10 protein-coding genes are annotated in these 13432 nt (G+C 64.6%); 4 read left to right on the top strand and 6 right to left on the bottom strand.

Annotation, left to right across the window (positions count from 1 at the left end; genetic code table 11):
* Nucleotide 1: 1 nt before the first annotated feature.
* Genes EPK82_RS18890 through EPK82_RS18880 form a run of 3 tightly spaced genes read right to left on the bottom strand, consistent with a single transcriptional unit; the run spans nt 2 to nt 5704 of the window.
* Nucleotides 2-3154, bottom strand: coding sequence for a CusA/CzcA family heavy metal efflux RND transporter (locus EPK82_RS18890; RefSeq protein WP_134677648.1), 3153 nt, complete (start codon nt 3152-3154; stop codon nt 2-4).
* Nucleotides 3155-3176: 22 nt separating this feature from the next.
* Complete coding sequence (locus EPK82_RS18885) at nt 3177-4451, bottom strand: efflux RND transporter periplasmic adaptor subunit (RefSeq protein ID WP_134677647.1); 1275 nt, start codon at nt 4449-4451, stop codon at nt 3177-3179.
* Between the two features lie 56 nt (nt 4452-4507).
* Nucleotides 4508-5704 (bottom strand): TolC family protein, encoded by a 1197-nt coding sequence (locus tag EPK82_RS18880; RefSeq protein ID WP_244230033.1) that lies wholly within the window; start codon nt 5702-5704, stop codon nt 4508-4510.
* 457 nt (nt 5705-6161) lie between these two features.
* Between EPK82_RS18880 and EPK82_RS18875 the strand changes: the two genes are divergently transcribed.
* Nucleotides 6162-6836: a heavy metal response regulator transcription factor gene (locus EPK82_RS18875; RefSeq protein ID WP_037051233.1), complete on the top strand. Its 675-nt coding sequence runs from the start codon at nt 6162-6164 to the stop codon at nt 6834-6836.
* On the top strand, nt 6833-8224 hold the full coding sequence (locus EPK82_RS18870; RefSeq protein ID WP_037051231.1) for a heavy metal sensor histidine kinase: 1392 nt from the start codon (nt 6833-6835) through the stop codon (nt 8222-8224). Before EPK82_RS18875 ends, EPK82_RS18870 begins: the two co-directional genes overlap by 4 nt.
* A 216-nt stretch (nt 8225-8440) precedes the next feature.
* Here EPK82_RS18870 and EPK82_RS18865 read toward each other — a convergent pair whose 3' ends face one another.
* The 3 genes from EPK82_RS18865 to EPK82_RS18855 form a co-directional block, all read right to left on the bottom strand.
* Nucleotides 8441-8644: a hypothetical protein gene (locus EPK82_RS18865; RefSeq protein WP_208651156.1), complete on the bottom strand. Its 204-nt coding sequence runs from the start codon at nt 8642-8644 to the stop codon at nt 8441-8443.
* Nucleotides 8645-8785: 141 nt separating this feature from the next.
* A complete protein-coding gene (locus EPK82_RS18860; RefSeq protein WP_231499307.1) occupies nt 8786-10066 on the bottom strand; it encodes an OprD family porin in 1281 nt (426 codons plus the stop codon).
* A gap of 252 nt (nt 10067-10318) precedes the next feature.
* Nucleotides 10319-11221: a LysR family transcriptional regulator gene (locus EPK82_RS18855; protein WP_134677644.1), complete on the bottom strand. Its 903-nt coding sequence runs from the start codon at nt 11219-11221 to the stop codon at nt 10319-10321.
* A 375-nt stretch (nt 11222-11596) separates the two neighbouring features.
* Between EPK82_RS18855 and EPK82_RS18850 the strand changes: the two genes are divergently transcribed.
* Nucleotides 11597-12910 carry an OprO/OprP family phosphate-selective porin gene (locus tag EPK82_RS18850; protein WP_134677643.1) on the top strand — a complete coding sequence of 438 codons (1314 nt, stop codon included), beginning with the start codon at nt 11597-11599 and terminating at the stop codon, nt 12908-12910.
* A 126-nt stretch (nt 12911-13036) separates the two neighbouring features.
* Complete coding sequence (locus EPK82_RS18845) at nt 13037-13366, top strand: DUF2790 domain-containing protein (protein ID WP_134677642.1); 330 nt, start codon at nt 13037-13039, stop codon at nt 13364-13366.
* The last annotated feature ends 66 nt before the right edge of the window (nt 13367-13432 follow it).

Here is a 13432-nt window from a genome sequence, read left to right as displayed (position 1 = left end):
GTCACGGGCTGGCCTCCGGTTCCGCCTGCTCTTCACGCCGGTACGCCCAGCGATACAAGGCCGGCAACACCAGCAGCGTCAATGCGGTGGACGACAGGATGCCGCCAATCACCACGGTCGCCAGCGGTCGCTGCACTTCGGCACCGGTGCCGGTGGCCAGGGCCATCGGCACGAAGCCCAGCGACGCCACCAGGGCCGTCATCAGCACCGGGCGCAGGCGCTGCAAGGCCCCTTCGGTGACGGCTCGCTGCAGGCCCATGCCTTCCTCACGCAAGTTGCGGATGAAGGAAATCATCACCAGGCCGTTGAGCACCGCCACCCCCGACAGGGCGATGAAGCCGACCCCGGCGGAGATCGACAGGGGAATGTCTCGCAGCCACAACGCCATGACACCCCCGGTCAGGGCGAAGGGGATGCCGGTGAACACCAGCAGGCCATCGCGCAGATTGTTGAACATCATGAACAGCAGCATGAAGACCAGCAGCAGGGCGACCGGCACCACCACCTGCAGGCGCCTGGCGGCGGACTGCAACTGTTCGAACTGCCCGCCCCAGTTGGTCCAGTAGCCGGCGGGCAGCTTCACGTCGCGGCGAATCTTCGCTTCGGCTTCCTCCACGAAGGAGCCGATATCACGCCCACGCACGTTGGCGCTGACCACCACCAGACGCTTGCCATTCTCGCGGCTGACCTGGTTGGGGCCGGGCGCCAGCTCCAGCCGGGCCACTTCCGCCAGGGCGATGAAGCCGACGCCGGTGGCGGCCCCGGCAGCCGGCACGGGGATCAGCAGACGCGACAGGCCGTCGATGTCGGTGCGCAGGTCTTCCGGCAGGCGCACCACCAGATCGAAGCGGCGGTCGCCCTCGAACAGCGTGCCCGCCCGGCGGCCACCCACGGCAACGGCGACGGTGTCCTGGATGTCACCGACGTTCAGGCCATAGCGCGCCGCCTTGTCGCGGTCGATGGCCACGGTCAGCACCGGCAGGCCACTGGTCTGCTCGGCCTTCACCTCGGATGCTCCCGCGATGCTGCCCAGGGCCTGCGCCACGTCGGCAGCCATGCGGTTGAGCACGTCCCTGTCGTCACCGAAGATCTTCACCGCGACGTCGCTGCGCACGCCGGAAATCAGCTCGTTGAAACGCAGCTGGATCGGTTGCGACAGCTCGTAGTTGCTGCCCGGCACCAACTCGGCGGCGGCCTGCAGTTCGGCGATCAGGGTTTCCCGCGACTTGTCCGGATCAGGCCACTGCTCACGCGGCTTGAGCATCACGTAGCTGTCGGAAATGTTCGGCGGCATCGGGTCGGAGGCGATCTCGGCCGTGCCGGTGCGGGCGAAGACGCGCTTCACCTCCGGCACCTGGGCCAGCAGGGCCTGCTCCAGGCGCATCTGCATCTCCACCGACTGGGTCAGGCTGGTGCCGGGCACGCGCAGCGCCTGCAGGGCGAAGTCACCTTCGCTCAGGCTGGGGACGAACTCGCTGCCCATGCGCGAGGCCAGGAAACCGGAGAACAGCACCAGCACCAGGGCGGCGCCGAAGGCCGGCAGGCGATAGCGCATGACCCACTGCAGCACCGGCTCGTAGGCACGCCGGGCGATACGCATCAGCGCGTTTTCCTCTTCCTTCACCTTGCCGGTTACGAACAGGGCGATCGCCGCCGGGACGAAGGTCACCGAAAGAATCATGGCGCCGAACAGCGCAGTGACCACGGTGAAGGCCATGGGGTGGAACATTTTGCCCTCGACCCCGGTCAGGGCGAAGATCGGCAGGTACACCACCATGATGATCAGCTGGCCGAAGATCAGTGCGCGGCGCGCCTCCCTGGAGGCGGCGAACACTTCGTGCAGGCGCTCGCTGCGGGTCAGCTCGCGACCGTGCTTGTGCTGCGCATGGGCCAGGCGGCGAATGGCGTTCTCGACGATCACCACCGCACCGTCGACGATGATGCCGAAGTCCAGCGCCCCTAGGCTCATCAGGTTGGCACTGACCTTGTTGCCGAACATGCCGGTGAAGGTGAACAGCATCGACAGCGGAATCACCATGGCCGTGATCAGGGCGGCACGGATGTTACCGAGGAACAGGAAGAGGATGACGATCACCAGGATCGCGCCCTCGATCAGGTTCTTCTTCACCGTGGCGATGGCCTTGTCCACCAGGTTGGTGCGGTCATACACCGTCACCGCCACCACCCCTTCGGGCAGCGAGCGGTTGATCTCCTCCAGCCGCGCAGCCACGGCCTGGGATACGCTGCGGCTGTTCTCGCCGATCAGCATGAACACCGTGCCCAGCACCACCTCGCGGCCGTTCTCGGTGGCGGCGCCGGAACGCAGCTCACGCCCGAGCATCACCTGCGCCACGTGACTGACGCGAATCGGCGTGCCATCGACGTTGGCCACCACGATGTTGGCGATATCCTCCAGCGTGCCCAGCTGGCCGGGGGCCCGCACCAGCAGCTGCTCGCCGTTGCGCTCGATGTAGCCGGCGCCGACGTTGGCATTGTTGCGTTCCAGCGCCAGCAGCAGTTCGCCCAGCGTCAGCTTGTAGGCGGCCAGGCGCTTGGGATCGGGGGCGATCTGGAACTCCTTGGCGAAGCCACCGATGCTGTTGATCTCGGCCACGCCAGGCACCGTGCGCAGTTGCGGCTTGATGATCCAGTCCTGGATCACCCGCAGATCGGTCGGCGTATAGGCCGTGCCGTCCTCCTTGAGGGCGCCCTCCTCGGCCTCCACCGTCCACAGGAAGATCTCGCCCAGGCCCGTGGAAATCGGCCCCATGGAGGCCTCCACCCCCTCGGGCAACTGCTCCTTGGCAGCCTGCAGGCGCTCGTTGACCAACTGCCGGGCGAAGTAGAGGTCGGTGCCATCCTCGAAGATCACCGTCACCTGCGACAGCCCCGAGCGCGACAGCGAGCGGGTCTGCTTCAGGTGCGGCAGGCCGGCCATGGCCGTCTCGATGGGAAAGGTGATGCGCTGCTCGGTTTCCAGCGGCGAGAAACCATCGGCAGCGGTGCTGATCTGCACCTGCACGTTGGTGATGTCGGGAACGGCGTCGATCGGCAGCTTCTGATAGCTGGCCACACCTACCCCGGCCATCGCCAGCACGGCCAGCAGCACCAGAAAGCGCTGCTCGATGGCGAATTGAATGATGCGCTCAAACATGAGGAATACTCGTCGGTGAGGGTCAGTGCGCGTGCTCGGCGCTGGCCTTGCCCAGTTCGGACTTGAGAATGAAGCTGCCGGCAGCCGCCACCCGCTCCCCGGCCTTCAGCCCCTCGCGTACCTCCACGAAGCCGTCGCTGCGGCTCCCCAGCGTCACTGCACGAACGTCGAAACCCTCGTCGGTGCGCACGAAGACACTGCTCTGCTGCTCGACCTCCTGCACGGCCGAAAGCGGGATCACCGCCTTGGCCGCATGCCGTTCGGTAACCAGTGCAACGGAGACGAACAGGCCGGGGCGCCATACGCCATCGGCGTTGTCCAGGGTGATGCGGCCCGTGGCCGTGCGCGTCTGCTCACCCAGCAGGCGGCTGACATAGGCGACCTTGGCGGTCGTCTCGCGCCCCAGTTCGGGGGCGATGACGCGCACGTCCTGGCCGACCCTGACCTGTTCCAGGTCGCGCGGAGACACGCTGAAAGTGACCCACACGCGGTTCAGATCGGCCACGGTGAAGGCCGCACTGCTGTCGCCCACGACCTCGCCCGGCACCAGGTGCTTTTCCACCACCACACCGGCAAAGGGGGCACGCAGCTCGTAGCGACTGCCGTCGCCGGCATCGCCCTGGGGATCGAGGGTCCTGCCCTTCTGCCGGGCGTTGGCCAGGGCGATCTGCGCCTCCTGCAGCGCCTGCCTGGCCTGCAGGTAATCCTGTTCGGCGGAGATGCCGTCCTGCCACAGCTGGCGCTCACGCTCGAAGGTGGTGCGCGCCAGCTCGAGGCGCCGTGAGGCCGCCGCCAGTTCGCTGCGCAGCTCGGAAACCTGCTGGCTGACGATCACCGCCAGCGCCTCGCCAGCCGCCACCTTCTGCCCCAGGCCGACCAGCACCCGCTCGACCACCCCGGCACTGGGCGGTACCACGTGCGCCGTGCGCTCCTCATCGAAATTCACTTCGCCAGGAAGCGAGATATAGGTGCTCATGCTGCGTGCCTGCGCTTCGGCGAGCTCGATACCGGCAGCGGCGATCTGCACGTCGCTGAGCAGCAGCCCACCCTCCTCGGCATGCCCCTCTGCCGCCTCATCGCCTTGTGCATGACCATCGCCGTCCTCGGCATGCTCCTCGCCCGCACTCGCGGCCTGCGCCGCGCCGAGCGGATTGACCCCGGTCGCGTAGCCCTTGTCGCTTTCCGCCAGTCGATGACCCATGTCCGCAGCGAACTGCCCACCGTTGTAGAACAGCGCCCCACCCACAAAACCCACGGCCATGGCGGCCGTGATGGCAACACCGAGTTTCTTCTGCATGAACAACCCCAAACAGTGATCAGCGCCGGCATCGCACCGGCCTTGGTGACAAGGATTCAGTACCCATCCGTACCGGCGGAGAGATCGCCATAGATGCGTTCGAGGCGGACCCAGGCGGCCAGCGCTTCGTCGAGCGCCAGCAGGTAGCGCGAGCGAACGTCGATCAGGGTGCGCTGGGCATCGAGCACATCGATGAAGGCGAACTTGCCCATCTGGAACCCCCGCGTGGTGCTCTCCAGCGCCTGGTCGGCGGCGCCCAGCAAGCCGTCCTCGAAACTGCGGATCGCCCCCTGCGCCGTGCGCCATTGCTGGTGAGCCTGCTGCACCTCGCTGCGCAGGCGCAGCTGCGCCGCATTGCGCAGGTCGCGCGCCTGCTCGGCGCGCCGCGAGGCGGCCAGCACGTTGCCCTGATTGCGGTCGAACAACGGCAACGGCATGGACAGCCCGAGCAGATTCACCCGCTCGCGATCCTCACGGCTGTACTGGCTGCCGAGGCTGACCCTGAGATCGGCAATGCGCCGACTCTTCTCCACCGCGATGGCGGCCTCCTGGCGCTCGATCTCGATCTGCGCCAGACGCATCGGCGCGGCACCGTCCAGACGGCGCAACAGCTCCGTCACACCCGGTAGCGCGGGCAGGCTGGCGGCATCGCCGCTCAGCTCCAGCTCATCCGCGCTGGTCTGCGGGCCGATGACCGCCAGTAGCTGGCTCATGGCATTGCGCCGTTGATCGCGGGCACGCGCGGTTTCCAGGCGCACCTCGTCGAACTGCAGGCGGGCCCGTGCGACCTCCAACGGGGACGCCTTGCCCGCCTTGACTCGCGCCTCGACCACCGCGACGCCACGCTCACTCAGCGCTTGTGCCTGTTCGGCCAGGGTCTGACGCATCGTCGCCAGCAACGTCCCCTGAAATGCCGCCACCACCTCGGCACGCAGTTCGTTGCGCAGTTGCTCCTGGCCTATCGAGGCGCTGTCGATACCGCGCTCGGCCAGCTCGATACGGGCACCGCGCTTGCCCCCCAGTTCGATCGGCTGGCTGATCTGTACCGTGGTGGTCCGCGTCGCACTGCGCGTGTCCTCCACCTCCCAGGACAACTCCGGGTTGGGCAGCACCCCGGCCTGCCTGCGCTCGCCCTCGGCAATGCCAGCGTTGCGTTCACCGGCCAGCAGCGACGGGTTGCCTTGCAGGGCTCGTTCCCACGCCTGGCTCAGCGTGATCGCTGTCGACGCACTGGCCTGGCCCAGGGGGAACACGAAAGCAGCGGCCAGGACCCATACTTCAGCAACTTTCGAATATCGCCTCGACAAGGGTTTTTCCTCCACACCGATATAAATCCGCAGACATGCGTGCACGTCTCGGCAAACTTCATTCGGTGCAGAATTTAGGCAGCCCCACCTATCGACGGAGTGACTGCGAAATTACAAATCCGTAATACTCGGCCACAGGATAATGCCCTGTATTAACATGCACCCCGCACATAACAGAGCACTCGGCAAGTTACAAATAGACATATATGAACTTCGCGAAACCACACGCGAAAACAGGCCTATAAGTTCATGTAACGCCTTGAAACAAAGGGCCTTCCTTGACTCTGTAGCCACTTCAAGGTTCATCATTTCGCGCCCGAACATAACGCATCGATATCGCCATCCTCGACAACAACCGCGACTCGAAAAACTCCATATCCATCTCACCAAGGTTATCCAGCGTATGCGAATCCTGATCGTTGAGGACGAGCTTAAAACTGCCGACTATCTCCACCAGGGCCTGAGCGAAAGTGGTTATATCGTCGATATTGCAACCAACGGTGTCGACGGCCTGCATATGGCAGCGCAGTCTGCCTACGAGTTGGTCATACTCGATGTCGACCTGCCGGAAATCGACGGCTGGGGGGTACTCGCCAGTATCCGCCGCAACAGCCGCACCCCGGTGATGATGCTGACCGCACGCGGCCGGCTGGCCGACAAGCTGAAAGGCTTCGACTCCGGCGCCGACGACTATCTGGTCAAGCCATTCGAGTTTCCCGAACTGCTGGCCAGGGTCCGCTCGCTCCTGCGGCGTGGCGAACAACCGAGCGTGCCTGACGTCCTCAAGGTCGACGACCTCGAACTGGACCCGGCCCGTCATCGCGCCTACCGCAGCGAACAGCGCATCGACCTGACCACCAAGGAGTTCGCCCTGCTGCACCTGCTGATGCGCCGCAGCGGTGAGGTGCTCTCGCGCACCCAGATCATTTCCCTGGTCTGGGACATGAATTTCGATTGCGACACCAATGTCGTGGAAGTCTCGATCCGGCGCCTGCGTGCGAAGATCGACGACCCCTTCGAGAACAAGCTCATCCACACCTTGCGCGGTGTCGGCTATGTGCTGGAGGCCCGTTCATGAGGCCCGCCCGGCTGTCGGGCCAGCTCAGCCTTTCCGTCGCCCTGCTGGGTTTGCTGCTGGTTGCGCTGCTCAGTGCCCTGGCCTACTTCTCGCTGAGCCGACAACTCGACGGCATCGCGACACAGAACCTCGAGGACAAGCTGCAGCAGGTTCGCCATGCCACCCGCGAAGTCGCCTTGCGTCCCGAAGTGGGCGACCAGATCCACAACATCAGGGACCTGATCAAGGGCCACGACAACCTCTCGCTCATCCTGTATGACGATGGCCCTGAGCCGCGTGTCCTGTTGCGCGAGGGCAACCTGGCGGACCTGCCACCGCTGTCGAAGAGTTCGAGCGAGGCCGTGCGTTTCGAGCGCTGGCAGGACGCCCTGGGCAATGAACGGATGACGGCCTCGCAGCTGATGGTACGCAAGGATGGGACACGCATCCGAGCCGTGCTCACCCTCGACCGCGCCAGCGATCAGGCACTGCTGCGCGCCTATATCGAATCCACGCTGATCGCCCTGCCTCTCGTGCTGCTGCTGATCGCCGCAGGCGCCGGATGGATAGCCCATCGCGGTCTCAGCTCGCTGCATCAGTTCCGCAGGATCGCCGAGCGCATATCGACTCAGGACCTGAGCCACCGCCTGCCGCTGGAGAATCTGCCCCGCGAGCTTCGTGAACTGGCCAGTGGCATCAACTTCATGCTCCATCGCCTGGACAGCGGCGTGCAGCAGCTCTCGCAGTTCTCCGATGACCTGGCCCACGAGCTGCGCACCCCCATCACCAACCTCATCGGCAAGGCGCAGGTGACGCTGTCGCGAGAACGGCCGCCCGAGCAGTACAAGCTGGTGCTGGAGAACTGCACCGAGGAACTCGGCCGGGTCACGCGTATCGTGTCGGACATGCTGTTCCTGGCCCATGTCAGCCATCCCGCCGCGCTGATTCCTTTCGAAGAGATCGCCCTGCACGAAGAAGCCCGAAAGGTCGCGGAACTCTTCGCCCTCATGGCCGAAGAGAAGCGCATCCTGCTCGACGTCGCCGGCCAGGCAACGATCGAGGGTGACCGCCTGATGGTGCAACGGGCCATCTCCAACCTGCTGTCCAATGCCATTCGCCACAGCCCGGAAGGGGCGACGGTGAACATGAGGATCAGCGCAGGGCCCTCGGAGGTGACGCTGGCGGTGAGCAACCCGGGTCCCGGCATCCCGCCCGAGCACCTGCCCAGGCTGTTCGAGCGTTTCTACCGGGTCGACCGCGGACGCTCGCGTGCCGACGGCGGCACCGGTCTGGGCCTGGCCATCGTGCGTTCGATCATGAGCCTGCATCAGGGCCAGGTTAACGTCAGCAGCATCGTGCACGAGAGCACCGTCTTCACCCTCTACTTCCCCACTGTGGCTCGCCCCTGAGGCACCGCTAACGGCAGGCGCGGCCCAGGGACAGGCTGCACGCGTACGCGCAAGCCCCGGAAGAACCTGGCACAGCCGGACTGATTCGATGCGTGAAGACGCCCGCCTGATGAGCGCCATAAAAAAGCGCCCCGAAGGGGCGCCAAGAACCATCTCTCAACCAAAGGAGCGGGAGCTACCAAGAGATGGGGACTGAAGAGGGGAAACGACGTGCGTTCAGTCACGCACTGCGTCGTTGTCGCCACTCTGAACAGGCGATGATGGCTGCTGCCCGGCGGCTCGATCGCCATGGATGCGCTGCTGGTTTTCACGGAACTGCTTGAGCGCATCGAGCGAGCGTTGCGAACCATCCTCCGCCGAGGCGAGCAGGCTGCTTGCACTCAGGAGAACGACGAACAGGAACTGGGTGAACACTTTCATGGGAACCTCGGACTGACTGAGCAAACGTGGAAACGAACGCTTCGAAGACAGCCCCATGTTAGGTAGGCGCACCTAACGGGAGCATGAGGCCCGCATTACAATCCTGACAGTTAGGAGCGGCAGCGCCGCTCCTGTTCGGTGTTACAGCACCTGCAGCGGATACTCGACGATGACACGCACCTCATCGAGGTCGCTTTCATACGCGGTGGCACGCGTATTCATCTGCCGCACACGCACCGAGAGGTCCTTGAGCGAGCCGTCGAGGAACACGTACTTGACCTCGATATTGCGCTCCCAGCGCTTCTGGTCGGTCAGCGGGTTGCCGGCGTCATCCCTGCGCATGTACGTGCTGTTGGCGTTGGAGTAGTCCGCGTCACGCCCCAGCGCGTAGCGCGCCATGAAGCTCAGCCCGGGGATGCCGAAGTCCGCCATGTCCAGGTCGTAGCGCAGCATCCAGGAACGCTCCTTCGGCGAGTTGAAATCGCTGTACTGCAGGGAGTTGTCCAGGAAGATGGAGTCGGACTGGCGCAGATAGTCGAAATCATCGTCGCCATTGTTGCGCTGGTGAGAGAGGGCGACGCGGTGGGCGCCGTAGCGCACGCCGATGCTGCCGCTGTAGATGTTGTTGCTCAGTTCGCCCAGGCGTTTCTTGCCTTCGTCCGTCGCGTTGTAATAGTTCAGCCCGCCGAACAGCGCCAGGTCGTCGGAGAGCGGATAGGTCCACCACATCCCGGCGTAATACTGATCCCAGACATCTTTCAGGCGGCTGCCGTAGAGGCTGAAGCCCAGGTTGTCGCTGACGGCATAGTCGCCACCGAAGTAGCCGACCCAGGGCGAGTCCACCTGCCCGGCGTAGAAGGTCGCGAACTCACCACGCGAGGTGCTTTCCTGTGGCTGACTCATGGCGTGCAGGCGGCCGCCCTGCAGGGTCAGCCCGTCCACGCTCTCGTTGACCAGGGTGACCCCCTTGAAGCTCTGCGGCAGCAAACGCGAATCGCCGTAGTGCACGACAGGCGTGGTCGGAAACACATCACCGGCCTTGACCACGGTGTCGGCAAAGCGGGCTTTGACCGCCGCGCCCACTTTGGAATACGCATCCTCGGCCCGGTCATCGCTGTCGACCGGCAGCATGTCGACGCTACCACCCGGACCATAACGGCCGTCGCCGGTATCCAGTTTCAGGCCCAGCCCCGCGTGGACATCGACACCGAAGCCGACGGTACCCTGGGTGAAGCCGGATTCGAAGTTGGCGAGAATGCCGTGCGCCCAGGCCTCGGTGTAGCTGCTGCGCTCACCGTTGGGCAGCACCCTGGCCTCGCCCTTGCGGAAGTCGCGGTTGAAGTAGAAGTTGCGGTTGAGGATCTTCAGGCTGCTTCCCTCGACGAAACCGTCGCTGGCCTGTGTCTCGGACGCCTGCGTCATCGTGCCTGGACCGAATGCCAGTGCGGAGATGATCGCCAGGGTTAAAGGGCTTTTGTTCATACATGGCTCCTGATGCTTACCGGCAGTTTTGGGGTTGTCATAGGCCGACTCTTCTTGTGGTTATGGCCCTCACATCCTTGCAACCTGCGGATAACTCGGAGATGAGCGCCGCATTACAATTTCGTAATCGAAGAACTCGACGCCCCCTGCACGGTCCGCTCGCACGCCGGCACGGCAAGTCGTCGTGCGGCATCACTCATCGTCTGCAGCAAACCAGTCGCGACGCTCCGCGAAGGCGTTGTGGATCAGCGCCTGCAGGCTCATGACATCCTCGCGCTGCGCCGAGAGCGGTGCGCAGGCCAGCCAGATCGACTGCCTCATCGGGCGGGCAAAGAGGCCGGGCAGCAGCTGCAGGTTCGCGTCGATGTGCGAGGTGTAGTGCGGCATCAGGCCAATACAGGCGGCGTGCCGGATCAGTTCCATCGTCCATTGCTGGGAGTGCGCCCGTGTCACCGCACTGCCACGCGCGTCCACCAGGGCATTCCACGGCGCGAACACCGCCGATGCCGACGTGTCCGGGCGCTGCACCAGCATGTAGTCGTGCAGATCACACAGGCGCGCGGGTAGCCGTCGCTCACGGGCGTAGCGTTTGCCGATGCAGGCCTGGAACTCGACGCTGGCCAGGCGCTGGGGCCGCGTCATGGCAAAACCGGGATCAGGCCGGGCCTGGTCGGGATCGGCCAGCCAGATCATGACCTCGCTCTGCAGCAGCGGCCCCTGATCCTGGCGGAGCAGCTCCAGGCGCACGCCGGCATGCCTGCGCAGAAAGGCCACCAGATACCGACCCAGCACATCGTCGAGCACCCATTCCGGCAGCGCCAGACGCAGCTCGGGCCGTTCGGCGAAACCGACTTCGGGGCGCAGGTCTCGATGCCGGGATGCCAGTTCCGCCTGCAACGCCAGGCCGCGTGACGTCAGTGCGAGTGCGCGATCCTGATAGACGAAGAGCGCTTCCCCCAGACTGGTTTCGAGCCGCCGCAACTGCTTGCGCAGCACCGTGGGGTGCATGTTCAGGCTGCGTGCCGCCTGTTTGAAACTGGCGCAGCGCGCGGTTGCCAGAAAGCTCCTGGCCACGAGTCGCTCGATCTCAGCCATGGCGACCGCCAGGCATGTGGCTCCGGACTCGATTCTGCATGTGCGCACTGGCAAGACGTGATGACATGGCCGGCAGCCTACTGAGCACCGCCTTTCGCCAGGCTTGCCGCAAGATTACTTATCTGTAATCCGGGTTCTGCAGCGTCGCTCACGGCGCCAGCGACTGGGTGCCACACGGCCGCTTTCACCTGATCGCCATCGAAGTGAAATCACCCCCCGGCATGCCCGTAAAAGCGCCGGCGCCCAGCATTTCCGGGGTGCGCGCCCGCAACGGGCGAGCGTCATCGAATCGTCACCGAATTGCCCGCCAAGCGTCATCCGCCCCGCAAAGCATCCCGTCGCCAACCCCTGACATTCGGCGACAAGGAGCCATGCATGTTGATCAAACCCACGCCATTTTCCCTCCTCGCACTCGGCATCCTGCTGAGTCTTCCTGCCATCCCGGCACACGCCGGGACGGTCACCACCGACGGCGCCGATATCGTCATCAGGACCAAAGGCGGGCTGGAGGTGGCCACCACAGACAAAGCCTTCAGCTTCAAGCTGGGCGGCCGCTTGCAGGCCGATTATTCGATGTTCGACGGTTACTACACGCGCAATGGCAACTCGGCCGATGCGGGCTATTTCCGACGCGCCTACCTGGAACTGGGCGGCACCGCCTACAGGGACTGGAAGTACCAGATCAACTATGACCTGTCGCGCAACACCGGCAACGACAGTGCCGGTTACTTCGACGAGGCCAGCGTCACCTATACAGGCTTCAGCCCGCTGAACATCAAGGCCGGTCGCTTCTACACCGACTTCGGCCTGGAGAAGGCCACCAGCTCGAAATGGACGACCGCGCTGGAACGCAACCTGTCCTACGAGCTGGCCGACTGGATAAACGACAACTCCGGCCTGGGACTACAGGCGACCCGCGTCATCGCCGGTTCCGCATACCTTTCCGGCAGCGTCTTCAGCGAGAACAACAACGACAGCGATGGTGACAGCGTCAAACGCTACAACGCCCGCGCGGTGTTCGCGCCCCTCAAGCAACCCGGCAATGTCCTGCATGTCGGCCTGCAGTACGCCTATCGCGACCTCGGCGGCAGCGCCGTGGACACACGCATTCGTCCACGCGCGGGAATGCGCGGTGTCAGCACCAACGGCGGCAGCAGCGCCGGTGACAACGGCAACCGCGTGGTCTTCGGTGGCGCCACTGCCAGCGCCGATCTCTGGGACGACGACGCGGTATGGGGCGTGGAGGGTGCCTGGGCCCTGGATGCCTTCTCGGTCCAGGGCGAGTATCTGCGCCGCACCCTCAAGGCCGACCAGGCGAGCAACGACGTCGAAGCGGACGGCTACTACGTCCAGGTCGCCTACACCCTCACCGGCGAGCCGCGTCTCTACCGACTCGATGGCGCCAGGTTCGACACCATCAAGGCGGACGACAAGGCACTGGGGGCCTGGGAGCTGTTCTACCGTTTCGACTCGATCAGGGTGGAGGATGACAACATCACCAGCAGCACGACCACACGCCAGGTCGGTGACGCTCGCGCCAGGACCCATACACTTGGCGTCAACTGGTATGCCAACGAGGCCGTGAAGATCAGCGCCAACTACGTCACGGCGAGTACCGACAACGCCAGCAACACGGTCGGCGATGACACCGGCGATGGCGTCGTCATGCGCCTGCAGTACGTCTTCTGAGTGTGCCACCGGCAGGTGCCAAGCCCCTGCCGGCGTCGGCTTTCGCGATTGTAATCCTGGCGCAATGCCTGGGTAAGCGACGGGGCGCTAGTGTCCGGCTCGACACCATCAGCCACAGGCCCAGCCATGAAAATCCTCAACCACCTCTTGCCTCTCGCCCTTCTGCTGGTCGCCAGCAACGCCCTTGCGCAGTCCTTTCCAAAGGACAAGGTCAGGCAGATCGAACAGAACAGCATCGAAGTCGCCCAGCGATACGCCGAGCGCACGGGCAAGCCGATGCCGCAAATCCAGGACTACCGCTACAGCATGAAACTGGACATCGCCAAGGTCGTTTACCAGAGCCCGAGAATCGAATACTGCGGAGTCATCCCACAGATCATGGTCTTCGAAGACAGCAACGAAGAACTGCGCAGTATCCGCTACCGCAGCCTGGGCGAATGCCGCAGCCAGCGCTGAAACGCCACCGGTGCATGCCCGTGCCCGAGATCACGGCTCCTGATGATCGGCCGGACGCATCGCGCA

The organism is Ectopseudomonas khazarica, assembly GCF_004521985.1.
GTDB classification, from domain to species: Bacteria; Pseudomonadota; Gammaproteobacteria; order Pseudomonadales; family Pseudomonadaceae; genus Aquipseudomonas; species Aquipseudomonas khazarica.
Note: the sequence above shows the minus strand (reverse complement) of the source record. Positions and strands in the feature narration are given on the sequence as shown.

Bases quoted from the DNA above. Each gene is read 5' to 3' on its own strand.
- EPK82_RS18845 (WP_134677642.1), top strand. From the start codon at position 13,037: ATGAAAATCCTCAACCACCTCTTGCCTCTCGCCCTTCTGCTGGTCGCC.
- EPK82_RS18860 (WP_231499307.1), bottom strand. From the start codon at position 10,066: ATGACGCAGGCGTCCGAGACACAGGCCAGCGACGGTTTCGTCGAGGGA.
- EPK82_RS18890 (WP_134677648.1), bottom strand. From the start codon at position 3,154: ATGTTTGAGCGCATCATTCAATTCGCCATCGAGCAGCGCTTTCTGGTG.
- EPK82_RS18855 (WP_134677644.1), bottom strand. From the start codon at position 11,221: ATGGCTGAGATCGAGCGACTCGTGGCCAGGAGCTTTCTGGCAACCGCG.
- EPK82_RS18875 (WP_037051233.1), top strand. From the start codon at position 6,162: ATGCGAATCCTGATCGTTGAGGACGAGCTTAAAACTGCCGACTATCTC.
- EPK82_RS18870 (WP_037051231.1), top strand. From the start codon at position 6,833: ATGAGGCCCGCCCGGCTGTCGGGCCAGCTCAGCCTTTCCGTCGCCCTG.
- EPK82_RS18885 (WP_134677647.1), bottom strand. From the start codon at position 4,451: ATGCAGAAGAAACTCGGTGTTGCCATCACGGCCGCCATGGCCGTGGGT.
- EPK82_RS18865 (WP_208651156.1), bottom strand. From the start codon at position 8,644: ATGAAAGTGTTCACCCAGTTCCTGTTCGTCGTTCTCCTGAGTGCAAGC.
- EPK82_RS18850 (WP_134677643.1), top strand. From the start codon at position 11,597: ATGTTGATCAAACCCACGCCATTTTCCCTCCTCGCACTCGGCATCCTG.